Origin of the sequence: Kocuria sp. HMSC066H03 (assembly GCF_001812045.1) — a bacterium.
Classification (GTDB): domain Bacteria; phylum Actinomycetota; class Actinomycetes; order Actinomycetales; family Micrococcaceae; genus Kocuria; species Kocuria rhizophila.
Window position 1 is genome coordinate 961882 of the sequence record NZ_KV807506.1, and the last position, 23592, is coordinate 985473.

The 23592-nt window shown below is 67.7% G+C and carries 22 protein-coding genes; 13 read left to right on the forward strand and 9 right to left on the reverse strand.

Going from position 1 to position 23592, the window contains the following annotated elements; genetic code table 11:
• Positions 1-319: 319 nt before the first annotated feature.
• On the reverse strand, positions 320-463 hold the full coding sequence (locus HMPREF2833_RS12505) for a hypothetical protein (protein ID WP_019310419.1): 144 nt from the start codon (positions 461-463) through the stop codon (positions 320-322).
• A 535-nt stretch (positions 464-998) separates the two neighbouring features.
• Between HMPREF2833_RS12505 and HMPREF2833_RS12710 the strand changes: the two genes are divergently transcribed.
• Complete coding sequence (locus tag HMPREF2833_RS12710; RefSeq protein WP_237708748.1) at positions 999-2303, forward strand: ParB/RepB/Spo0J family partition protein; 1305 nt, start codon at positions 999-1001, stop codon at positions 2301-2303.
• Between the two features lie 144 nt (positions 2304-2447).
• On the opposite strand, the gene HMPREF2833_RS07715 is transcribed toward HMPREF2833_RS12710, so the two are convergent.
• The 6 genes from HMPREF2833_RS07715 to HMPREF2833_RS07740 form a co-directional block, all read right to left on the reverse strand.
• Complete coding sequence (locus HMPREF2833_RS07715; protein ID WP_070637277.1) at positions 2448-3761, reverse strand: N-acetylmuramoyl-L-alanine amidase; 1314 nt, start codon at positions 3759-3761, stop codon at positions 2448-2450.
• Positions 3762-3915: 154 nt separating this feature from the next.
• Positions 3916-4251 carry a thioredoxin gene (gene trxA, locus HMPREF2833_RS07720; RefSeq protein ID WP_059281291.1) on the reverse strand — a complete coding sequence of 112 codons (336 nt, stop codon included), beginning with the start codon at positions 4249-4251 and terminating at the stop codon, positions 3916-3918.
• A 116-nt stretch (positions 4252-4367) separates the two neighbouring features.
• Positions 4368-5351, reverse strand: a complete 984-nt coding sequence (gene trxB / locus HMPREF2833_RS07725) for a thioredoxin-disulfide reductase (protein ID WP_059281318.1) — start codon at positions 5349-5351, stop codon at positions 4368-4370.
• 247 nt (positions 5352-5598) lie between these two features.
• Positions 5599-7440 carry a hypothetical protein gene (locus HMPREF2833_RS07730; protein WP_059281290.1) on the reverse strand — a complete coding sequence of 614 codons (1842 nt, stop codon included), beginning with the start codon at positions 7438-7440 and terminating at the stop codon, positions 5599-5601.
• 65 nt (positions 7441-7505) lie between these two features.
• The gene (murJ, locus tag HMPREF2833_RS07735; protein WP_070637279.1) at positions 7506-9161 is read right to left on the reverse strand and encodes a murein biosynthesis integral membrane protein MurJ; all 1656 of its coding nucleotides are present in this window, start codon (positions 9159-9161) and stop codon (positions 7506-7508) included.
• Between the two features lie 65 nt (positions 9162-9226).
• Positions 9227-9727: an NUDIX hydrolase gene (locus HMPREF2833_RS07740; RefSeq protein ID WP_029603333.1), complete on the reverse strand. Its 501-nt coding sequence runs from the start codon at positions 9725-9727 to the stop codon at positions 9227-9229.
• A gap of 153 nt (positions 9728-9880) precedes the next feature.
• On the opposite strand from HMPREF2833_RS07740, the gene HMPREF2833_RS07745 reads away from it, so the two are divergent.
• The 10 genes from HMPREF2833_RS07745 (at position 9881) to dnaB (ending at position 19459) form a co-directional block, all read left to right on the forward strand.
• Positions 9881-11317 (forward strand): CCA tRNA nucleotidyltransferase, encoded by a 1437-nt coding sequence (locus HMPREF2833_RS07745; protein WP_059281289.1) that lies wholly within the window; start codon positions 9881-9883, stop codon positions 11315-11317.
• Between the two features lie 239 nt (positions 11318-11556).
• The gene (locus HMPREF2833_RS07750; protein ID WP_059281288.1) at positions 11557-12816 is read left to right on the forward strand and encodes a glycosyltransferase 87 family protein; all 1260 of its coding nucleotides are present in this window, start codon (positions 11557-11559) and stop codon (positions 12814-12816) included.
• A 15-nt stretch (positions 12817-12831) separates the two neighbouring features.
• The gene (locus HMPREF2833_RS07755) at positions 12832-13983 is read left to right on the forward strand and encodes a hypothetical protein (protein WP_019310408.1); all 1152 of its coding nucleotides are present in this window, start codon (positions 12832-12834) and stop codon (positions 13981-13983) included.
• 51 nt (positions 13984-14034) lie between these two features.
• Positions 14035-14424, forward strand: coding sequence for a TM2 domain-containing protein (locus HMPREF2833_RS07760; protein ID WP_039102103.1), 390 nt, complete (start codon positions 14035-14037; stop codon positions 14422-14424).
• A gap of 130 nt (positions 14425-14554) precedes the next feature.
• On the forward strand, positions 14555-14860 hold the full coding sequence (rpsF, locus tag HMPREF2833_RS07765) for a 30S ribosomal protein S6 (protein WP_012399407.1): 306 nt from the start codon (positions 14555-14557) through the stop codon (positions 14858-14860).
• 121 nt (positions 14861-14981) lie between these two features.
• Positions 14982-15608 carry a single-stranded DNA-binding protein gene (locus HMPREF2833_RS07770; RefSeq protein ID WP_059281287.1) on the forward strand — a complete coding sequence of 209 codons (627 nt, stop codon included), beginning with the start codon at positions 14982-14984 and terminating at the stop codon, positions 15606-15608.
• A 66-nt stretch (positions 15609-15674) separates the two neighbouring features.
• Positions 15675-15911 carry a 30S ribosomal protein S18 gene (gene rpsR / locus HMPREF2833_RS07775; RefSeq protein WP_012399405.1) on the forward strand — a complete coding sequence of 79 codons (237 nt, stop codon included), beginning with the start codon at positions 15675-15677 and terminating at the stop codon, positions 15909-15911.
• Between the two features lie 20 nt (positions 15912-15931).
• A complete protein-coding gene (rplI, locus tag HMPREF2833_RS07780; RefSeq protein WP_012399404.1) occupies positions 15932-16381 on the forward strand; it encodes a 50S ribosomal protein L9 in 450 nt (149 codons plus the stop codon).
• Positions 16382-16570: 189 nt separating this feature from the next.
• Positions 16571-16885: a hypothetical protein gene (locus HMPREF2833_RS07785; RefSeq protein ID WP_059281286.1), complete on the forward strand. Its 315-nt coding sequence runs from the start codon at positions 16571-16573 to the stop codon at positions 16883-16885.
• A gap of 207 nt (positions 16886-17092) precedes the next feature.
• Positions 17093-19459 (forward strand): replicative DNA helicase, encoded by a 2367-nt coding sequence (gene dnaB / locus HMPREF2833_RS07790; RefSeq protein WP_070637281.1) that lies wholly within the window; start codon positions 17093-17095, stop codon positions 19457-19459.
• 47 nt (positions 19460-19506) lie between these two features.
• Here dnaB and HMPREF2833_RS12380 read toward each other — a convergent pair whose 3' ends face one another.
• Positions 19507-20454, reverse strand: coding sequence for an SRA domain-containing endonuclease (locus tag HMPREF2833_RS12380; protein ID WP_141564922.1), 948 nt, complete (start codon positions 20452-20454; stop codon positions 19507-19509).
• Positions 20455-20593: 139 nt separating this feature from the next.
• On the opposite strand from HMPREF2833_RS12380, the gene HMPREF2833_RS07795 reads away from it, so the two are divergent.
• Positions 20594-21943: a threonine/serine exporter family protein gene (locus HMPREF2833_RS07795; protein WP_019310402.1), complete on the forward strand. Its 1350-nt coding sequence runs from the start codon at positions 20594-20596 to the stop codon at positions 21941-21943.
• Between the two features lie 4 nt (positions 21944-21947).
• Here the strand turns inward: HMPREF2833_RS07795 and HMPREF2833_RS07800 are convergent, their stop codons facing one another.
• Positions 21948-22451, reverse strand: a complete 504-nt coding sequence (locus tag HMPREF2833_RS07800; protein ID WP_039102102.1) for an FBP domain-containing protein — start codon at positions 22449-22451, stop codon at positions 21948-21950.
• 587 nt (positions 22452-23038) lie between these two features.
• Here HMPREF2833_RS07800 and HMPREF2833_RS07805 point away from each other — a divergent pair.
• Entirely contained in the window at positions 23039-23569 is a 531-nt protein-coding gene (locus HMPREF2833_RS07805; protein WP_141756168.1) for a hypothetical protein, read from the forward strand.
• Positions 23570-23592 lie beyond the last annotated feature (23 nt).

Genomic DNA, 23592 nt, shown 5'->3' on the forward strand with positions numbered 1-23592 from the left:
TGCCCCGATGTTTCACGTGAAACATCGGGGCATCGTGCTATTCGCAGTGGGGGTGCCGAGCGACTCCCTGATTGACTCGGGACGCCCCAGGACATGTCGGGGAATGCTTCCGACAACGCGAGGGGCGAACCCCACCACGACTACGATGGGCAGCACATCATCGGTGAAAGGACATGAACGTGGTCGAACGACGTCGGGGTCTTGGGCGAGGTCTTGGTGCCCTCATCCCCAGTGGAGAACCGGAGACTCAACGCAAAGCTGCGGGGAGCCAGAACGAGGCCACCGATGAGCCCAGTAAGCCGGAAAGCGGTCAACGACGTCAGCGAACCGGCTCGGTCGGCGGCGCAGAGGCATCCAAGACATCCGGGAACTCGAAGAACGCGGCCTCGACCGGCAAGGCGCCAACAACCGGAACGGCAGGCAAGGGCGCGCCTTCATCGAAGCGAACGACGACAAGCGACAAGGCGACCTCTCATTCTTCCGGGACTGACGCGGTTAAGAAGGCCGGGTCTGGAGCCAAGAAGTCCACGAAGGCCACGGCAGTGGAGGCGCGCAGTGCTGCGGGGGCCGAGGAGATGGACAAGAACACGAGGACGACGGCCGGCAAGGCGTCCTCGGACGGCGCAAAGACCGTGGGGGCCAGGAAGTCCTCCAATGGTGGTGCCGGTGCCGGTGCCGGTTCCGGCGCCGCAGCCGTCGGCACGGGGAGCGAGCGGAAGAATGCGGTCAGCTCCGAAGGGCCAGGCGCACATGCTGATGTCGAGCAATCCGCCACGCCCAGGGCACGCGCGGCGTCAACCACGCAGGACTCCGCGAGGCATGAGAGCTCAGTCCGAAAGGACAGCGATCGGGACTTCGATGTTTCACGTGAAACATCCAGTGCAGGCGCGTCCCGGCCGGGCGGTCGTTCCAAGGATTCGACAGGTCGAGCAGCTCAACGCCGTCGTGACATGGGGCAGGCACTGCGAAGCACAACGAATGTGAGCCGGCCCGTGGACATGTTCTTTCTGCCGTCCGATCCAGATTCCTTCTCCGATGCCCCTTCCAGCCCTGTGGGCACGTCGCGGGTGACGCCGGACGGTGACGGGGACACGCTACAAGCAACGCGCCCCGAAGGCGCGTCGCATGTCTCGGAGACATCCACGCCGGATTCCGGGCGCAATTCCTCCCTGGCGCACGGGCCCACCGCGTCTCCTGCGGACGATCAGAAAACGCGCAGCGATCTGGCTTCAAAGCAGGTCAGTTCCACCGGGGCGAGCGATGTTTCACGTGAAACATCCGCGACCAAGGGCTCTGACCCCACGGGGTCACAGAACATGGGAGAAGATCTCACGGTGGACGGCGCGCGGACTCGAGACGAAGACACGTCCGTGCCGGTCGAGAGCTCTCCGGAGACTGCGCCCGATTCAAGCGCAGGTGTGCCCACGGATGGTGCAGGCATCACCGAATTAAAGGGTGACGGCGGCGACCTGCGAGCCGTTCCGGGTGCTACCTTCGCCGAGTTGGCGGTAACGGACATCCACCCCAACCGCAAGCAGCCACGGCAGGTGTTCGACGAGGACGAGCTGGCGGAGCTCGCCTTCTCGGTGAAGGAACTTGGCGTTCTCCAGCCCATCGTCGTGCGACCCAGCCGCGACGGTGGCCCGGAAGCTTATGAGCTGGTCATGGGTGAGCGCCGTTGGCGGGCGGTTCAGGCTGCCGGGATGAGCACCATCCCCGCGATCGTCCGGGAAACGGCGGACAACGACCTGCTCCGTGATGCACTGCTGGAGAACCTGCACCGCGCCCAGCTGAATCCCCTGGAGGAGGCGGCCGCGTACCAGCAGCTGATGGAAGAGTTCGGTGCCACTCAGGAGCAGCTGTCGGAGCGCATCGGGCGGTCCCGCCCGCAGATCTCCAACACGCTGCGACTGCTGCGTCTTCCTGCGCTGGTGCAGCGACGTGTGGCCGCCGGTGTACTGAGTTCCGGTCACGCTCGCGCTCTGCTGGCGTTGACGGATCCCGCGGAGATGGAACGTCTGGCTCAGCGCATTGTGGCGGAAGGTCTGTCCGTGCGGGCGACGGAGGAAGCGGTGGCGCTCTCCGACGGCCTCAAGCGCCAGTCCACCAGGCGCAAGGCGCCGAGCACCCGACACGACGACCGTCTGGGCTACATCGCTGATGCCTTCTCGGACAAGCTCGACACCAGCGTGAAAATTCAGCTGGGCGCTCGTAAGGGCAAAATGACCATCGAGTTCGCGTCGGTGGAGGACCTGAACCGCATCATCGACGTGCTGGACCCCAAGCTCGATTCGGAGAACTGACCGCCAGAAGGACCCTCGAGGCATTCCGAGGACACAGAAGGCCCCGATGTTTCACGTGAAACATCGGGGCCTTCTATGTCCGCAAGCTTTACCGGCAGCGCACGCACCCCGGGCAGAGAGGGGCACAGACGCAGGGCACATCGCTCAGACCGAGGGGTCGCTGTGCACCTCAGTACGGGGGTTCACCCGGTAGTAGGCTTCGATGTCCGCGAGGCTCATGGTGCCCGTGGCGGTCGGCTCCGGCGCGGGAGCCGTGACGCGCTGGAGCCCGCACAGCAGTGATTCGGCCAGACGAGACCGGTAGGACTCGGTGCGCAGCTGCTCCCGCTCCACGGGGCTGGAGAGATAGCCCAGGTCCACCCAGGCGGTGGCTGCCCCTGCGCTGCGCAGCGTGCTCCACTGCCGGGCGTGGCTGCCCAGGTCCAGGGCTCCGGTTCGAGCCACCAGTTCCCGGAGGATCATGTCCGAGGCCTTGTGGCCGATGGGTGCGTAGGACTGTCCGGTGGCGGGGTCGCCCCAGTAGAACGTGGCGACGCCCTGAGCATGTGGGGAGCGGTTCCAGTCGCACTGCAAGCACAGCACCACAGCCTGGGGGTGCGCTGCCAGGGCCTCCTGCTGCGTCCGGACGCTCACACGACCGTCCGCCGCGCGGTTCCCTGAGCTCGGTCCCGGGGAGGAAGAAGTGCTCTCGGACTCTTGGTCCCATGGTGTGACGGCAGGAGCGTGCTCCGTGCGTGGGTGCTTTGGCTCTTCCTGGGGCGAGGAGCCCCCGCAGGAGGAGGGATCCACCAGCACGGGCACGGCCCCCACGTTGCGCAGCAGGTCGTAGGCGCGGACCGCCACGTCCATCGTGATCTCTTCCTGGGCCGTGGTGAACTCGGGGGGTGCGGCATCGGGTGCTGTGGCGGAGCCCGCGGCGGAAGGGACCAGAACGACCTCCCGTCCGCGAAGCGCCTCGTGCAGCGACTCCAGCCGCCGGTGGTCGCGCAGGGAGAAGGCCTTGGCGGTGGTGATCTTCTTGCTCACGCGGGCCAGTCCCGTGAGCGTCTCCCGGTCCACGACGCCGTCGACCTCGGTCCCGAGGCTGCTCTGCAGCTCCTTGACCGCGTACTCGGTCTGGCGCGTGAACGTCCCGTCCAGGTGTCCGTAGTAGAAACCCAACAGGGACAGGTTGGTTTGCAGCTCTTCCACGTCGTCACCGTGCAGCGGCCGCTCCTCCTGCAGGAACAGCGGCCGGTCTCCCAGGGAGTACTGCGCATCGTTGAGCGCCGCCTCGGTGTCCGGCCCCACCACACCGTCCACGATGAGGCCCTTGCGCTGCTGGAAACCCCTCACCGCCCGGTCCACGTGACCGTCGAAGACCGAGGGATCGCGGGCGGTGTCGGGCGCCAGCTTGGTGTCCTGCGCGCCGGCGCGCAGCAGCCTTTCCCTGAGCCCCAGGACCCGTCGATCGGACACGCCGTGGCGAAGCGGTGCTCCTGCGGTGGGTTGCGGCACGTGGGCCTCCCTGCTGTTGGTCGTCCCGCTCGTGCGGGCTTCTGGTCTGGGGTGAATGATGTCAGAGAAAACCCGGGCCCGCGCACCGGCGGTGCGCTGACCCGGGCGGGTGGTCTCACGCGGAGGGGGTGAGGTACTCCCCGAACTCCTTCTCCAGCGCGGACTTGGGCTTGGCGCCCACGGAGGTCTTGGCCACCTCGCCGTCGGCGAAGAGGTACACCGCGGGGATGGAGGTGATGCCGTACTGGGAGGCGATCGCGGGGTTGTCGTCCACGTTGACCTTGACCACGTCCACCTGGTCGGCGTACTCGGCGGCCAGGGCGTCCAGGACGGGGCCGAGCTGGCGGCAGGGGCCGCACCACTCCGCCCAGAAGTCCACGATGGTGGGCTTGGAGTTCTCGAGGACCTCGGTCTGGAAGGTGGCGTCGGTGACGTCCTTGGCTGAGCTCATGTCTGGTTCCTTTCGTCGGTGTCGCCCGGACGGTTATGTCCGGAGGGTTCCGCGGGGACGGGTCCGGGCGGAGGAGTGGGGTCAGCGACCAGGGGGTGCACGCGGCCCCCGCCGGCTCAGCTGTCCAGCGCCGCCAGGTAGTGCTCTACATCCACGGCGGCCACGCAGCCCGAGCCCGCGGCCGTGATGGCCTGGCGGTAGGTGGGGTCCACCACGTCGCCCGCAGCGAAGACACCGGGCAGCGAGGTGGTGGAGGAGCGGCCGTCCACGGCGATCGTGCTGTCCACCGTGAGCTCCAGCTGGTCCCGCACGAGATCCACGCGCGGGTCCGAGCCGATGGCCACGAACAGCCCGGTGACCGCGAGTTCCGAGGCCTCGCCGGTGACCGTGTCCTCCAGGGCGAGGGACTCCACCTTGTCCGCACCGTTGATGCCCGTGACCCTGGTGTTCCACAGGATCTCGATCTTGGGGTCGTCGAACGCGCGCTGCTTCATGATGTCCGAGGCACGGAACTCGTCCCGGCGGTGGATCAGCGTGACCTTGTCCGCGAACTTGGTGAGGAAGGTGGCCTCCTCGATCGCGGAGTCACCACCGCCCACCACGGCGATGTTCTGCCCCTTGAAGAAGAAGCCGTCGCACGTGGCGCACCAGGAGACACCGTGTCCGGACAGCCGCTCCTCGTCCTCGAGCCCCAGCTTGCGGTAGGCGGAGCCCGTGGAGATGATCACGGCGCGCGCCCGCAGGACCGTGCCGTCCTCGATGGTCACGGTCTTGACCTCACCGTCCAGCTCCACCGAGACGACGTCCTCGAAGCGGATGTCCGCGCCGAAGCGTTCCGCCTGCTGCTGCATGCTGTCCATGAGCTCGGGGCCCATGATGCCGTCCACGAACCCGGGGTAGTTCTCCACCTCGGTGGTGTTCATGAGTTCGCCGCCGGCGGTCACGGAGCCCGCCAGCACCACGGGCTTGAGGTTGGCCCGTGCCGTGTAGATCGCGGCGGTGTACCCCGCGGGGCCGGAGCCCACGATGACGACGTCGTGGACGGCGTCGTCACCCGGGGCCGCGGCCGGGGCGGTGGACGGCTGGGCGGCGCCGCCCACGCCGATGTTCACGGCGCTGGAGAAGATGCCGGGCTGGTTGCTCACTGCTTCGAAGCCTTTCCCTGGGTCACCGCGTTCGCGGAGGTCGACTACACGTCAGAACGTGGGGAGCACGCTCAGATATTCCACCCTGTGGGGCGTCCTGGGCTGGTCGCGCCGCACGGGGGACGACGACGCCGCACCGCGGGTTCCCGGGGCCTGGACAGCCCCGTGGGCCCACCGTGGGGACCACCCGGACCCCGTGGGGTCAGCGGACGTCCACCTCTCCGATCCGCAGACCGAAGGGGTATCCGCCAATGGGGTTGCTCAGCTGGGGCAGCTCGGTCCACTGGACCAGCACGTACTGGTGGGGCGTGCTGCGGGCGGCGTCCGCGAGCGGAACGGTGACCTCGGGGCCGGTGAAGGAGCCCTTGCCCACCTCCTGGGCGCCCTCGAGAGAGGGCTGGTCCGAGACGTAGACGGTGAACTGGCCACCGGAGCCGTCCGCCTGCTGGATGGTCAGCTCCTGGGCCGTTGCGGGTTCCTTCAGCTGCACCGCGAGACCCACGCTGTCCGCAAGGTTGCCGAACTGCGCGCTGGAGAACCCGTAGCTGAGCCAGTAGGTGGCGGGATCGCCGTCCGTGGCCTGGTTCAGGGTGGCGTCCGTGTCCGCCATGAAGTTCGGATCGGAGGTCAGCCGGGAGGCGGAGGCCACGTCCGGCGCCGCCGCGGCGCTGGGTGCGGCCGTCGCGGCGGGAGAGCCGCTGGGATCCGCCGGAGCCGCGGTCTGCTCCGGTGCTCCCTCACTGGTGAACTGGCTCGTCAGGGTTCCGAGTCCCCGGAACCCCAGGACAATGGCGGCAATCAGCACAATGGCCAGCAGGAGCAGCAGGAGCCAGCGCAACGGCCCCTTGCGGGAGTCCTCCGCGGTGGAGCCGTCGGTGCCCGGTGCGCCCCCGGCGCCCGTGCCCGTGGCGGCCGCACCGACCGTGGCCGTGCTGGTGGGTGAAGACGCGGTGTCCGAGCCTGCAGGGTCCGGCTCCGGATCAAGCCCCTGCCCGCTCCGCTGATCCGCAGCACCCGCCTCCGCGGCTCCTCCGAGGGCGGCGTCTGCCCCCGCAGCTCCTCCGAGAGTGGCCCCGACACCAGCGGTGCCCGCGACGGCAGCTCCCGCACCGGCGGTCTCACCGGTGCTCTCATCGGCCGTTCCCGCGGTGGTCCGCCCCGTGGCCCGCCCCGCGGTCCTCTCGTCGGTCCGCGCGGTGGAACCTGCGGTGGCTCCCTCGGCGCGGTCCCGGGATGCGGCGGCCGGAGCGGCGTCGTCGAGGGGTCCGGGCGCGTCAGGGGACCCGGCGGCGTCGCCGGACGGGACGGCGCGTGAGCCGCCGTGGCGCTCGTCCAGGCGGTCCGGCTTGCCCTCGGTGCGCTCGAAGCTCTCGTAGCGGTTGTCGCCGTCGTACGTGGGGTCGATGGCGCCGGCGGCCACCGTGGCACCACCGGAGCCGCCGCGGGAGGCCGCGCGGTCGAACATGGTGGAGCGCACGGCACCCGGGCGGACCTTGCGCGCGAGGCCGAGCCTGTTGCGCACGGACGGTGCGGGCGGCGCCGAGGAGTAGTCGTCGTAGTCCGAGGCGCTCCAGCGCGTGACGGCGGGCTCCTCGTCCTGGGGCTCCCCCGTGCGGGGTGCGACGCTGCGCTGCGGCTGGGTGGGATCCGGCTCCTCGTAGATGTAGGACGCGGAGGACGCGGTGCGCGCATCCCCGAAGATGTCGTCGGAGAGGGAGTAGTCGTCCGAGTGCTGGTCCGCGAACAGCAGCGCGTCCAGCAGGTCCGTGGCGGGTGCGTAGGACGTGACCAGGTAGGTGGCGTCCTCGGTCTGGCCCATGTCCAGGACCTGGAAGCCGCTGTGCCCGGAGCCGGCCGCGAGGGAACGGGCGTTCTCCACCACGGTGGACTCGTGCGCGGGCGCGGGAACCAGGATGGACACCCGACGGCGCAGGATCTGGTCCTCGCCCTGGAGCACGTGGTCGTGGTCGGCGGTGCTCAGCAGCGACGCGCTGACCTTGTAGCGGCCGCCCAGGACGGTTCCGAGCGCGATGGGCTGGGACACGGTGGCTCCCTCTGATTCGGGCGCCGCGGCGGTCGCACGGACGCGAGAACGAACTTTCCGGCAGTCTACCGGCCGAGCTTGGCCTTCAGCGGGGCCACGAGGGACGCGAACTCCTGCACCCGGAAGACCTTCAGGGCCACCGCGTAGCCCACGGCCATGGCGATGCCTCCGACCGCGATGGTGACCAGCGCCGTGACCTGCCGGTGCCACGGGAAGCCGTCCGTGCTGTAGCCGCCCATGAGCCACAGGGCCGCCACGCCGACGAGCCCCGCAACGAGGGAGGCCGCCAAGATCCGGGCGTGCGAGCCCACGATGCGGGACAGGCCGTAGTCGCCGATCCGCCGCTTGAGCGCGTAGTGGTAGATGACCGTGGCCAGGATGTTCTGCAGGGCGTAGCACCCGGCCACGGCGAACACCATCTGCTCGGGCGGGACGGAGTGGGCGATGACCACGGCGCCGACCACCGTGAACACGGACACCGCGAGCTGCACCATGAACGGCGTGCGGGCGTCCTCCTGGGCGTAGAACGCGCGGCCCAGCATGAACGCCGTGGACATGAACGGTGCGCCGATCGCGATCACGGTGATGACCTGTCCGATCACGGCGCCCGCCGCGGGGACACCGCCGGAGAACAGCATGCCCAGCGGTCCGGCGTAGACGATCAGGGCCACCATGCAGAACACCGTGGCCACGCCCGTGACGCGCAGGCTCGAGGAGAGGGAGGACACCAGGGACTCGCGGTCGTGCTCCGCGGCGGCGGCCGCCATCCGGTTGAACAGCACGGTGGCGATGGACAGCCCGATCACCCCGTGGGGCAGGGCGTAGAGCATCGTGGCCTGGTCCAGCACGGCCGTGCCCGCGATCGGGGCGGGACCGCCCGGGCCGGCGGGAACGTCGGAGCGCGCTCCGGTGGGAATGGCCGCCGTGCGGTACAGGGCCATGAAGGCGAGGTTGGCGATCACGCCGGTGGCCAGGGTCCAGCCGCCCAGCCGACCCGCGGCGGACAGCCCGATCCCGCGCCACCCGAAGCGCGGGCGGATGCGCAGACCCAGGCGGGCGAGCGGCCAGAACAGGATGAAGGCCTGGGCGGCCACGCCCACCGTGGACATTCCCACGAGCCAGAACGTCTGCCCCGACGTCCAGTTCTCCAGCGTGTGCGGGGTGGTGCGGAACGGGCCGAACAGGTAGATGAACACCAGCAGCGAGGCGATCGCGATGACGTTGTTCAGCACGGGCGCCCACATGTAGGCCCCGAACGCGCCCTTGGCGTTGAGCACCTGGCCCACCACGGTGTAGAGCCCGTAGAAGAAGATCTGGGGGAACGTGATCACCGCGAACATGGTGCCCATGGCCAGCTGCTCCTGGGACCAGCCGGGGCCCATGAGCCGCATGATGGGCCCCACGCACAGCAGCACGGCGGCGGTGATCACCAGCAGGGCGATCACGGCGAGCGTCAGCAGCCGCGAGATGTAGTCAGCGCCCTCGTCCTCGGACTTGGACGCCTTGATGATCTGCGGCACCAAAACCGCGTTGAACACGCCGCCGGCGATCAGCACGTAGATCAGGTTGGGCAGGGTGTTGGCCAGCTGGAACACGTCCGCCATGGTGGCGGCGGAGCCGATGGCCACCGTGATCAGGAAGGTCTTGACGAAACCCAGGATCCGGGACACCAGGGTCCCGGAGGCCATGATGGCGCTGGCGCGCGCCCCGGAGCTCTGCATGGAACAAGGCCTCCTGCACGAAGGGTGGGACCGTCCGCGGCGCGGCACGGGTCGAACGGGACACCTTACAACTGGTGGATGATGTATTCCCGGGCGATGTCGGCAATGCGCCGCTCGTTGGGGAAGGACAGCTTGCGCCCGAGGTCGTCGATGCCCGCCCACGCCACGTCCACGGCCTCGTGGTCGGGATCGTTCTCGGTGGTCAGAAATCCGCCGGTGGCCTCCAGCAGGAAGTGGTGGACGGTCTTGTGCACACGGTGCCCGGAGACGGTGAACCAGTAGTCGATGCTGCCCAGCGGGGAGAGCACCCGGCCCCTGATCCCGGTTTCCTCCTCGATCTCCCGCACGGCGGCTTCCTGGTTGGTCTCCTCACCCTCGGGATGCCCCTTGGGGAGGCACCACTCCAGGCGCCCACCGCGGTTGATGCGAGCGATGATGGCCACCGGATGCGTGGGGTCGGACAGGTTGACCACGATCCCACCGGCCGAGACCTCTTCCACCGTGGGCAGCGCGGAGACCGGTTGGTTCGGTCGCCTCTTGGGCGCGCTGGGTACGGGGAAAGCCATGCCGTCTACCTTAGCCACAATCACCTGGCACTCCCTGACGGCCGCCGGAGGCCCCCGCCGCAGCCCCGGCAGGGCAGTCGAGGAGCCGTGGCGCGACCCCGCCCCGGTTCGGTGGCGGCGGCCGGCGAGGCCGCTCGGGGCCGTGATGCGATAATGGCTCGCATCATGACGCAGCTGCTGGACACCTCCTCCCTCCATCCCGTCTCCCTCGAACTGGGTCGGCTCTTCGCCGCCTCCGGGCACGACCTGTCCCTCGTGGGCGGTCCCGTCCGCGATCTGCTCCTGGGGCGGGAGGCCCTGGACCTGGACTTCACCACGGACGCGGATCCCGATCAGACCCTGGCCGTCATCCGTGACTGGGCGGACGCCCACTGGGAGATCGGACGGGACTTCGGGACCATCGGGATGCGCAAGGCGGGCATGCAGCTGGAGATCACCACCTACCGTGCTGAGGCCTACGACCCCGACTCGCGCAAGCCCACCGTGGCGTTCGGGGACGACCTCACGGAGGATCTGCGCCGCCGTGACTTCACGGTCAACGCCATGGCGCTGCGGCTGTCGGACATGGAGCTCGTGGATCCCTTCGGGGGCATCAAGGACCTGCACGCGGGTGTCCTGCGCACCCCCGGAACCCCGGAGGACTCCTTCACGGACGATCCCCTCCGCATGATGCGCGCCGCCCGCTTCACGTCCCAGCTGGGTCTGACGGTGGCGGAACCGGTGCGGGAAGCCATGACCGCCATGGCCCAGCGGATCGAGATCGTCTCCGCGGAGCGCGTGCGCGAGGAGCTGGTCAAGCTGATCTGCGGCGCCCACCCGCGGCGCGGCGTGGAACTCATGGTGGACACCGGTCTCGCGCAGATCGTGCTGCCCGAGGTGCCGGCGCTGCAGCTCGAGACGGACGAGGCCCACCACCACAAGGACGTCTACCAGCATTCCCTCACGGTCATGGAACAGGCCGCAGAGAAGGAGACGGACCCGGCGGGCCCCGTTCCCGCCCCGGACTTCGCGCTGCGCTTCGCCGCGCTGATGCACGACGTGGGCAAGCCCGCCACCCGGCGCTTTGAGCCGTCCGGGGCGGTCAGCTTCCGCCACCACGAGGTGGTGGGCGCCAAGCTCACACGCAAGCGGATGAAGGCGCTGCGCTTCGACAACGAGACGATCAAACGGGTCACCCGCCTGGTGGAACTGCATATGCGTTTCTACGGATATGGGGAGGCGGACTGGACCGACTCCGCGGTGCGCCGCTACGTGCGGGACGCGGGGAGCGAGCTCGAGCGGCTGCACCGGCTGACCCGCTCGGACGTGACCACCCGGAACCGGCGCAAGGCCGCCCGGCTGGCCGGGCACTACGACGAGCTCGAGCGGCGCATCGCGCAGCTGGCGGAGCAGGAGCAGCTCGACGCCGTGCGCCCCGAGCTGGACGGGCAGCAGATCATGGAGATCCTGGGCATCCCGCCGGGACCCCAGGTGGGGCGGGCCTACAAGTACCTCCTGGAGCTGCGCCTGGACGAGGGGGCGCTCGGGGAGGACGAGGCGCGGGAGCGGCTGCTGCGGTGGGCCCGTGAGAAGGGCATCGGGGGCTCCTGAGCTGAGCGGCGGCGTCGTGCCGAGGGGCGGGGCACTGCGCCACCCCGGTGTGGTCCGGCGCTGGGGCCGCGCCACAGGCCCGGTGCCGCGCGCCGTTCCACGGACTCGGTGCCGTGCGCCGCTCCACCGGGCAGGTGTCGCCCGGCACTGCGCGCCGCAGAGTGACATGACGCCCGAGAACGCGCACCCGCGTGGAACACTGGTGATCGATTTCCCACCCACGTCCTAGGAGACCCCGCATGAGCCTCGAAGGTGCGCGCAACAGGTCCGGAGCAAGTGCCGGCCTGATGCTGCTGGGCGTGGGGCTGTACACGGTGATGATGGCCTACCTCATCCGCATCCCGTGCCACGTGCCGGAGTGGAACGTCGCGGAGCAGGTCCCGCAGCTGTGCGCCACCGTGATCGACGCGGGCGATCTGGGGGTGCACTCCTCGGACGTGGCCGGAGGTTTCTTCACGGGCGGCCCCACGGGGGACCAGCCCGTGCTGGTGGGCATGATCACCACGATCATCGGGTGGTTCGCCTCCAACCTGTCCTCCCTGATGGGCCTGGACGTGGGGCAGGGCTTCTACCTGGACCTCTCGGTGGTGCTGCTGGCCCTGGTGTGGCTGGCGATCGTGGCCGTGGTGTCGTCGTTGAGCGGCAACCGCAGCACGGATGCGCTGGTCATGGCGCTGTCCCCCGTGGTGGTGCTGGTGGGCTTCCAGTCCTGGGACCTGTGGGCCGTGCTCTTCATGATGCTGGCCGTCCTGGGGTACGTGCGCGGCAACCCCGCTGTGGCCGGGATCATGGTGGGTTTCGGCGCGTCCGTGGCCTTCTTCCCGGTGGTGGTGCTGCTGGCCATCCTGATCATGGCCGCCCGGCACCGGTTCCTGAAGGACATCGTCTCCGCGCTGCTGTGGGCCGTGTTCGCGTGGGCGGTGATCAACGGCACGTACATGCTCACGGCTTGGGACCGGTGGCTCGCGCAGTTCAACGAGATGGTCCGCTCCGACACGGGCAGCTCCTCCCTGTGGAACGTGTGGGGCTCCACCGTGGAGCCTCGCACCGGAGTCTCCCTGGGCGCCGGGGACGGTGGCCAGTTCGTCCTGCTGAGCATGGTGCTGGCCCTGGTGTTCGTCCTGCTCGTGGCACTGCTGAGCAAGCGTGAACCCTCCGTGGTGCAGGTGACGTTCCTGCTGCTGGCGCTCTACATCCTGCTGGCCAAGGAGTACTCCCTGACCTACGTGCTGTGGCTCGTGCCGCTCGTGATCCTGTGCCGGCGCAACTGGGTGGAGTTCGCGCTGTGGCAGGTGGTGGAGACCCTCTACTGGGCCACCGTGGTGCTTCCCAGCTCGGCGTGGCCCACCCTGCCCTGGGTGCAGGAGTTCGGGTGGAGCGCCCAGGACCTGCTGGCCGTGGTGCGCTACGCGTTCCTCGTGTACCTGGTGGTGGCCGTGGTGGTGGACATGTTCCGGGGCCGCAAGGCGGCGGCCCTGGGCGCCTCCGCCGTGCAGTAGCCCGCCGCGGAACCCATGAGCAGACACGAACCCGAGGCCCTCGAGAACCTGGCGCTGCCCACCCTGCGCGCCCTGGCCGTGCCGCTCGTGGTGGTCCTCGCCCTCGTGGTCGGCATCGTCACGGTGTGGACCTCCGCCGCGAACTGGTTCCTGGTGGCTCGGGACCCGGAGTCCCCCGTGGACACCTACCTGAGCCACCTGGAGGGCGGCAGCTCCCGGCAGGTCATGGCGCCGCTGCTGACCACGGAGGACGACGGGCTCGACCAGGTGCTCACCAACCCCGCGTACCGAGCCGCGGGCAACCGCCCGCAGCGCCACGAGTTCGTGGGCACCCGGGTCACCGGGGACACGGCGGTGGTCACTGTGGACGTGGGCCTGGGGGACGGCTCCGTGGTCCGGCGCGCCTACACCGTGCACCTCGTGACGGCGTGGGGGCCGTTCAACGACGCCTGGCAGCTGCGCGAGCGCGAGCACGCGCCCGTGACCGTCCGCCTGCCCGCCGCCGTGGACGCGCTGGCCGTCAACGGGCAGAAGGTCCGCCCCGAGGGCACCGCGATCGGGTCGGACCCGGACGCCCCTCCTGGCGGTCCCGCCCGCACCTGGCGCTTCGAGGGCCTCCCCGGTCAGTACGACGTCGCCCTGCCGCAGGACTCGTACCTGCTGGCCGGGAAGCATGCCGTCACGGAGATATCTCTTGCGGATCCGCGTCCGGCCGAGGCGGGCATGACCTACGAGGCCTCGCCACGCATGTGGGAGGAGGTAGAGCGCGAGGTGCAGAACACCCTCAGCATGTGCGGCAGCGTGGTGCGTTTCGACGCGGCCACCTGTCCCGTGCCCCGGAAGGCCGAGCGGGCGCCGTCGTCCGGGGGTGGCGCACCGACCGGGACGAGCGGTCTGGCGGACGGGGTCTCCAACGTGCGCTGGCAGCTCACCTCGCGTCCCGCGCTGCTGCTGGAGCCCGACGCGCGGGATCCCCTCACCTTCCACGCGGTGCCCTTCCGGCAGGCGCAGGCCCGGGTCACGTGGCTGCAGAACGGGCGGCAGATGGTGGAGACGGTGTCCTTCGAGATCGAGGTGACGGCCCGCACCACCGGGGAGCACCTGGACACCGACGTCCGGTTGCGCTCCCCGCTGACCCACGCCCAGGCGGGCCCTCGGCCCTCCTAGACTGGAGACAGCCGAGACACCGCAGTGCAGCACGAGGACAGGGGAGCCACCATGGCCGAGGAACCGGAGTACTACCGCGCGCAGCCCATGCCGCCGCGGGGCGGGGCCGGTCCGGGCTCGCCGTACGGCAACACCGCCGGCGCCTCCTGGGGAGGCCCTACGGTCAACGTGAACGTGGTGGGTGGCAAGTCCACGCTGCTCGCGTACGTGCTGTGGTTCTTCCTGGGCCAGTTCGGGATCCACAAGTTCTACCTGGCCCAACCGTTCCAGGGCCTGATCTACCTCACCCTCGGGGTGGCGGGGTGGGCCACCGTGGGCATCATCATCGGATGGTTCCTGCTGATTCCCCTGTGGCTGCTGCTGCTCGTGGACATCTTCGTGATCCCGGTGCGGGTGGGCACTCTCAACGCCCGGCTGGCCCGGCGCGTCAGTGGCTACTGAGGCTCCGCTGTAGTAAAGTGGGCAAGTCTGTGTGCCGTGCGCCGTTTCTCGTGCCGGCACCGACAACGCACAGAACCTCCTGCTGCGGAAGGACCGCAGCCGCTCAGCCCGAAGGAGGTGGGTTCTTTACATGCGTGAATACGAACTGATGGTCATCCTCAACCCCGAGGTGGAGGAGCGTGCCGTCGAGCCGACCCTCAAGAAGTTCCTCGAGGTCGTCACCAAGGAGAACGGCACCGTCGACAAGCTCGACATCTGGGGCCGTCGTCGCCTGGCCTACGAGATCCAGAAGAAGTCCGAGGGGATCTACGCCGTGGTGAACTTCACCGCCGAGCCGCAGACCGCCAAGGAGCTGGACCGTGTCCTGAGCCTGAACGAGGCCGTGATGCGCACCAAGATCATCCGCCCGGAAGAGCAGAAGATCCACGGCAAGTGAGCTGACGTGCGGTTCACCCGGACTGCACACCGCACTCTCCCCGGCAGCCCTCACGGGCTCCATGAGATGCTTGTCAACCCACTGAGTCTCGCATCCAGCGTCCACACATCCGGAGGTTCACATGGCTGGCGACACCGTCATCACAGTGATCGGAAATCTGACCGCAGACCCCGAACTTCGCTTCACGCCGTCCGGAGCCGCCGTGGCCAACTTCACCGTTGCGTCCACCCCGCGCGCCTTCGACCGGCAGAGCAACGAGTGGAAAGACCAGGAAACTCTTTTCATGCGCTGCTCGGTGTGGCGTGAGGCAGCCGAGAACGTGGCGGAGTCCCTCACCAAGGGCACCCGCGTGATCGTCCAGGGCCGCCTCAAGGCACGCTCGTACGAGACCAAGGAAGGGGAGCGCCGCACCAGCACCGAGCTGGAAGTGGACGAGATCGGCCCCTCCATGAAGTACGCGACCGCCAAGATCAACCGGAACTCGCGCGGCGGAGGAAACTCCTACGGCGGGAACCAGGGCTTCGGTGGCGGTCAGGGCGGCTTCGGAGGAAACCAGGGCGGCGGCCAGGGAGGGTTCAACGACTCCCAGGGCGGCGGCGGTGGTTTCAACCAGGGCGGCGGGTTCAACGGGAACCAGGGCGGCCGTGGCGGCCAGCAGCGACCGCAGCAGGGCGGTGACCCCTGGGGTCAGTCCTCCGGCGGGAACTACGACTGGGGCGCCGACTCCGAGGACGAGCCCCCCTTCTAAACATCAACAATCCACCCCATCCCGCAGGTTCGCCTGCGGGCTCCGCACCAGAAAAGGAGCACCACGATGGCCAAGGCTGAAATTCGCAAGCCGAAACCAAAGCAGAACCCGCTCAAGGCGGCTGACGTCACCGAGATCGACTACAAGGACGTCGCACTGCTGCGCAAGTTCATCTCCGATCGCGGAAAGATCCGCGCTCGCCGCGTGACCGGCGTGTCCGTCCAGGAGCAGCGCAAGATCGCCCAGGCGATCAAGAACGCTCGTGAAGTGGCACTGCTGCCCTACTCCGGCGCCGGCCGCTGATCAGAGAGGACTGAGAACTCATGGCAAAGATCATCCTGACCCAGGAAGTCTCCGGGCTCGGTTCCGCTGGCGACGTGGTGGACGTGAAGAACGGCTACGCCCGTAACTTCCTGTTCCCCCGCGGCTTCGCCACCCCGTGGAGCCGTGGCGCCGAGAAGCAGATCGAGTCGATCAAGCAGGCTCGTGCGGCACGTGAGCTGTCCTCCCTCGAGGACGCGCAGGCTCTCGCCGCCAAGCTGACCTCCACCACCCTGACCGTTCCGGTCACGGCCGGTGCCGAGGGCCGCCTGTTCGGCACGGTCCGCGCCGGCGACATCGCCTCCGCTGTGGAGAACGCCGGTCTCGGTTCCATCGACAAGCGTCGCGTGGACCTGACCCAGCGCATCAAGACCACCGGCGTGTACCAGGCCGTGGTCCACCTGCACGAGGACGTCAACGCGAACGTGGAGTTCGAGGTCGTCCCCGCCTGATCCCCGTGGTCCCGCCGCAGCACCCCGGTGCTCGGCGAGCCCGTCCGCATCCGTCAAGGGGCGCGGACGGGTGGACCCCGGTGGATCCGCGCAGGATCCGTGAGAACCCCGTGGAATGCCCTCCACGGGGTTCTTCCATGCCCGGAGGCATCCAGCCTCTCCGGAGCGGTTCGTGGGAGGATCGAGGTCATGATCTCCAGGAGTGTGTACACGGTGAGCACGGGCCGCAGGCTGTTCTGGGCCGGGCTGGGATGTGTGGCCCTGACCGTGGTCCTCTTCTTCGGCGGGTTCCTGGTGGGCAACTCCTTCAGCCCGGAGTTCTCCATGGGGGTGCTTCTGGCGGGGCTGATCCTGAGTGCCGTCACTTCCCTGGTGGCCGGGATCATCGGGGTCGCCGGGATCGTGGCGTTCCCCCGGCTGCGCGGCAGGTTCGTGCTGGTGCTCCTGCTGGCGCTGCTGTGCTCCCCCCTGCTGTGGCTCATGTCCCTGGTGCTCATCAGCTGATTCATCCACAGCTGAGCCTGCTTGTCCACAGAGATCTCCACATGCTGTGCACACGGCCGAGCGGCGTGTTCCACACGTTTCCCACAGTGTTTTCCACAGGCCGTGGACAGCGCGGGAGCACGCGCTGTGCGGGTCTGAGGGCGGTGCGAGAATGGTGGGGTGCGCCGCGGAGGACGGGCGCCGCCGTCGTGAAGAAAGTGAGACAGGGTGTCCGAATACACGTCCGGGCCGCGCGAGGACTACGGCCGCACCATGCCGCACGACAACCAGGCCGAGCAGTCGGTGCTGGGCGGGATGATGCTCTCCAAGGACGCCATCGCGGACGTGGTGGAGGTGCTGCGCGGCGTCGACTTCTACAATCCGGCGCACGAGAACATCTACGACGCCGTGGTGTCCCTCTACGGGCGCGGCGAGCCGGCGGACGCGATCACCGTGGGGGACGAGCTCACCAAGAACGGTGAGATCGAGCGGATCGGCGGGATCGCCTACCTGCACTCGCTCATCGCCTCCGTGCCCACTGCGGCGAACGCGGGCTTCTACGCGGAGATCGTGCGGGAACGCGCGGTGCTGCGGCGGCTCGTGGAGGCCGGCACCAAGATCGTGCAGCTGGGCTACGCGCACGACGGCGAAGTGGACGACATCGTCAACGAGGCCCAGGGCGAGATCTACCAGGTGGCGGAGCGGCGCACGGCGGAGGACTACGTCCCGCTGAAGGACGTCATGGAAGCCACCGTGGACGAGATCGAGGCCGCGGGCAGCCGCTCGGGCATGCAGGGTGTGCCCACAGGGTTCCACGAGCTGGACGAGCTGACGCACGGCTTCCAGGGCGGGCAGATGATCGTGATCGCGGCCCGTCCGGCCATGGGCAAGTCCACGCTCGCGCTGGACGTCGCGCGCTCGGCCTCCATCAAGCACGGCATGACCTCGGTGATCTTCTCCCTGGAGATGAGCCGCAACGAGATCGCCATGCGACTGCTCTCCGCGGAGGGAACCCTCAACATGCAGGACCTGCGCGCGGGCACCCTGCACGACGACCAGTGGGCCAAGATCGCGCAGATCATGGGCAAGATGAACGAGGCACCCCTGTTCATCGACGACTCCCCGAACATGTCGCTCATGGAGATCCGCGCCAAGTGCCGCCGGCTCAAGCAGAAGCACGACCTCAACCTGGTGATCCTGGACTACCTGCAGCTCATGAGCTCCGGCAAGAAGGTGGAGTCCCGCCAGCAGGAGGTCTCCGAGTTCTCCCGTGCGCTCAAGCTGCTCGCCAAGGAGCTGGACGTGCCCGTGGTGGCGCTGTCCCAGCTGAACCGTGGAGCGGAGCAGCGCCAGGACAAGAAGCCGCAGGTGAGTGACCTGCGTGAATCGGGCTGCCTCACCGGTGACACTCGCATCCTGCGGGCGGACACCGGCGCAGAGACGACCATGCGTGAGCTCTTCGACGCCGGCGAGAAGGACGTGCCCGTGTGGGCGCTTGCGGATGACCTCCGGTACGTCAAGCGGCCCATGACGCACGTCTTCTCCACAGGCACCAAACCGGTGTACAAGCTCCGGCTCGCATCCGGCCGCGAGGTCCGGGCCACGGCCAACCACAAGTTCTACACCTACGACGGTTGGACGGCGCTGGGAGATCTCACGGCTGGAGAACGACTGGGCATCCCGCGGCACGTGTGTGCGCCGGAGCAGGAGACGCAGTGGGACGACGACGCCGTGTCCCTGCTGGGCGCGTCGCTCACCACCTCAACGTCTCTGTCCGCCGAGATCTTCACACTTCCGAAACAACAGATTCGTGACCTCTTGAGCGCGGCGTGGTCTGCGTCGGGCACGGTCACCGGTGGGGAGCGAGTCAACGACCACGTCGGTGAGGTCTTCATCGACGGACTGACCCGGGGCGTCGCCGACCAGGTCGCCCGGCTGCTGCTGAGGTTCGGCATCGTGGGGACCGTGCACGATTTCGGCAGGGGCGCAGATCTGCGCATCGAGGAGTTCGAGGATCAGCTCATGTTCCTCGAGCAGATCCCCGTGGACGGCCACTGTGCCCGGGCGGCCGGTCAGCTGCGGGCTCGCCTCCGCATGGTCAAGAACGAGCGGACGGCAGGGGCTGGCGCGTCAGACGAACCCGTCAACGTGTGGGACGACGTCCGCCGAATCGTGAAGAGCCGGGGTGTTCCAGCGCTGACTTCGGACACTGCGGTGCTGGAACGGCCGACTCGTGTGGGTCAGCTCGTCGAGGCCCTCGACACCCACGAGCTCGACATGATCGCCATGAACGACCTCTACTGGGACCGCATCCTGTCCATCACGCATGACGGCGAGGAAGAGGTTTTCGACGCCACCGTGGTGGGTTCGCACAACTTCATTGCCAACGGTGTGACGGTGCACAACTCGATCGAGCAGGACGCGGACATGGTCATCCTCCTGCACCGTGAGGATGTGTACGACAAGGAGTCCCCGCGTGCCGGCGAGGCGGACGTGATCGTGGCGAAGCACCGCAACGGCCCCACTAAGACCATCGTGGTGGCCTTCCAGGGGCACTACTCGAGGTTTGCGAACATGGCGCTGGAAGGGTTCTAAAACTTGTCCGGGGGTGCAATTGATAGACTTCCAAATAAGACCTGACCTCATTGGCTGTATCGCCGGATCTGTTCACCATTAGCATCCCAGTAAATGAGGTCCATGGTGTTGCGCAGAACAAAATCGATGAGGTCCTCACCGGGGTACTCAGGGATGACAACAACGCACTTGAATTCTGGACCGTCGATGTAGCGGCTGTAATCCAAAAGTTGGCCGATCGCCATTCTAATATTTTGGCGCGAGGAAGAACTTTTTACTTCATAAAGTTCTCGTTCGGCGGGATCCCACACGTCCGTGTACAAGGTAGAAGGTGAATTTGCGGGCTTGATGGACAGGCGAAGTTCAAGGCGAAGTTTTTCACGAAGTCGATCTTCGATCTGTCGCTCGCTACGCGTAACGCTCATGGCTGCAGTCTCGGCGCGATGGACGAGAACAGCCTTTGTCTGCTCCGCGGCGACCTCTTGTACTCGCAGTTCCGGGGCGGGCGGAGATGCCGGAGGGGCCACTGCGATGGGGACAGAGGCCGTGAAATCTCCTACCCGTTCAAGCGTAAAGACAATTACTTTGCGATGCGCGCCATTGCCAACCGGTGCGAACTCATAACGCCACCCATGATCGGGGTGGGTCTCGAACTTTCCTTCGTAGCGATGAGTGCGCCGCTGAGTTCCAGGGACGAATCCTTCGGCAATGAAAAGATGGACCTCCCTATTGTCTGCCATCGAGGTCCGCAACACCTCGTTCCGGCGAATGAACTGCTGGTCGCCGGAGGTTCCGTGGCCGGTATAATCGAACGCGGTTTGGTCCGGGGTTACCCAGCCATCGAAATTGTAACCGTGATAGTGAACTACCTTTGGGTCTGAGAAGAGGAAAATGAAGCGACCGCCTGCGGGGGTCACCATGCCGCTTTGGGTGTCACCCCCGTACCGAGCGCTGATTTCCTTGCGGGTAACGACATCGCCGATGTTTAGGGAAAATTTTGTCTCCTTGGGTTCCACAAGGTCAGTGTACGCAGGCAGTCAATGCGTCTGCATGTAAAAGGCGGCGTGCAGTGGTCTGTCCCGTGTGGCCAACCTCCCACCAGACTGCCCCCTCCTCGCCTCGCCGGTAACTGCGGCGCCCCACTACGCTTGGCCAGTGCTCACCACTGAACAGGCCGCTTACAAACTCGCCTTCCAGATCGCAGACGCCCTGATCCGTAGCGGGGCGGGGTCCGCGAACACCACCAAGTCGCTGCTGTCGATCTTCCGCAAGACAGACCTGCGGGACGTGACCGTCAGTGTCTCCCTGGGGCAGGTGACCATCAGCCACCAGGACCAGCCGGACAAGGCGCCGAGCACGCGGGTGTTCGAGACCCAGCCCGGAACGCTGGACATCGAGCTGCGCAGTGCAACGGGTGCGGTCCTGGAGGACTTCGTGCTGGGCCGGCTGGATGCCGATGAGGCGAGCCGTCGCATGGACGAGATCATGGCGAAGTCGCGGGTCATCGGCCACAAGCTGATCATGACCGGTTTCACGATGTTCGGGGTGGGCTTCGCGCTGATCCTCGGCGGCAGCTGGGGGACGGCCATCAGCGCCGCCGCGGTCTCAGCCGTGGTGTACGGCGTGTACGCCCTGGTGCAGCACGTGAAGGCCCCAGAGATCTTCAGCCTGGCCGCCGGTGGCCTGGTGGCGGTCATGGGGGCCACCGTGTGCGGGATGTTCTTCTCCATCACTCAGACGGCGGTGTGCATCGTCGCCGCGCTCGCGGCATGGCTCGCCGGGATCGCGGCGTACGGGGCGGTGCACGACGTGATCACCGGTTGGTACGTCTCGGCCTCGGGCCGGATCCTCGAGGCCGTCACGAGCACGGCGGGTCTGGTGGCCGGTGTCACGGTGGGCATCCACGCCATGCAGCCGCTCGTGGGGGACTCGATGGACTACATCGAGACCCTGGAGATGGACGACTCCCGCTGGGCGCTGACCGTGCTGGGTGCCGCGGTGGTCTCCGCCGGTTTCGCGCTGGCCTCCGGTGGCCGCGGCTGGAAGCTCGCGGCCCTCGGGCTGTTCGGCGGCATGGTGCAGCTGGGTGTGCTGGGCGTGGGTGCGCTCGGGATGAGCTCCTACAGCGCCATCCTGGTCTCCTCGATCGTCGCGGGGGCGCTCAGCGTGGCCCTCACGCGCACCCTGGACCTCGCATCCAACGCCACCCTGATGATCGTGCTGCTTCCCCTGTTCCCGGGCATGCTCGTCTACCAGGGGGTGCTGGGCACCATCTTCGGCCTCGAGGACGCCGGCGAGTCCGTCCTCAAGGCCGCGATCACCGCGTTCTGCCTGTGCATGGGTGGCATGCTGGGGCAGTACCTGGCCTCGGAGACCCTCTGGGCCGGGCGGCGTCGTCAGTTCGCGCTGAAGCACCCTGGCCAGAAGTTCCGCCGGGAGATGACGGACGAGGAGAACTTCAGCGACATCATGGTCCCGATCTTCTCCAAGCCCTTCAACAGCTGACCAGCTACTTCCCCATGGCCTCCGCCACGCGCTGCACGAGACCGCGCATGTTCTCGAGCGTGCGCTCGGCGCGTTCCTCGGCACTCATGGTCTCCTCCATCTGGCGCACGCCCTCGGGCTTGCGCCGCCCCAGCGTGTAGTCGCTGCACGCCAGGTTGGAGCACACGTATGTGCCCACGGAGCTGTACTTGTCCTTCGCGGACTTGGAGCGCTGGATGGACACGAGCGACACTCCGCTGGCCGGGTGCAGGGTCAGGCAGATCTGGCACATCCTCGCCCCACCCGTCGCCTTCTGCGCGCTCTTCTCCATGACGAGCCCGCGCAGGCCGCCCTCGGTCTCCACCACCACGTAGCCGGCGCGCGGCGACTTGGGGTCGTACCACCCCAGGAAGATCTGCTGCTCCCACGCGGTGTGCAGCACGTCCTGGGGGATGCTGATGCGCTGGGCAGCACCTTTGGAGCAGTTGATGAAGCTCTTGCGGATTTCGGATTCTGTATGCGTATGCATGATTCTTGGCTTTCGTTCTGGTGCGTCACTGCGCGCACGACGGCGCTCGCGGGCGTTGCGTGGGGCACGCACCCGGGCGCGGGGCGGGGAGGCGCGGCGGCGTCGTCGTACGGGAGCGTGAGGACGCCGGGCACGGTCCGGCGGCGGGGCGGGGACGCGGTGAGGTTTTCGGGCGTGGCGAAGGGCGCGGCCCGGTCGTCCGCAGACGACGGCCGCGCGGGTCAGCGCTGTCTGGTGCCGGCGTGGAAGCCGGCTGCCTCCTGGCGCACGTGAGCCTCGTTCCTCCGCGGGTGCGGATCGTGGTGACGTACCCGGCGAGTCTAACGCCGGGCTGTCGCATGTGCAGCGAGGGCGGCTGAGGGGCGCGTTGGGGGGGGCTTTCCACGGGTTCACATGATGGGAAAGGTGGGGTGCGCTGAATCCCTGACAGAGATGCATCTGACATGGGAAAACACCAATATAAGATACATATGTATGAGAAAATCCATGTTTCTACATGAACGGCGGTGACACGGAGGACCACCATGGGCAGCGTAAGCATTGATCGCCGGCAGCTGGCGAAAGGAGCTGCTTGGAGTATCCCCGTGGTGGCTGTAGCGACTGCCGCCCCCGCAATGGCCGCCTCGCCCACGCCGCAGCTCGACCCATGGGGGCGCGCCACGTGGAATTTGACCTGGTACACCGAGCGGGTGGACAACTACCAGAGCTTCAAGCTGTTCTCCACGACTCCGAAGTCCAATGTGCCGGGCCGGGGGTTCTGCGTGCTGAACACGAACTCTTCCACTCAGATTTCCAACGCTGCCGTGACGTACTACCTGCCCTACTACAGCTCTCTCACGTTCTCGGCACAGAACGGCCCGGGATTCAACGGCTGGAGCAGGCTCTCGCGGGACTCCAGCAAGTCGAACAAGTACTTCAACGGGGTGACCTACTACGCCTACACCACCGTCTACACCGGCGGGGTCACGGCGCAGGACGGGACCACGTGCCTGCCCTCATTCGGGTTCGAGAGCAATGACAATCTCTCCTCCACGGGGTACTTCTTCGTGGATCACTCGGTGCTGGTCAATGGCAACACCCTCAGAGCCAACTTCGGCCCTGTGACCATGGTTGGCTGAGGTCCCCTCCACAGCCCGGGCCC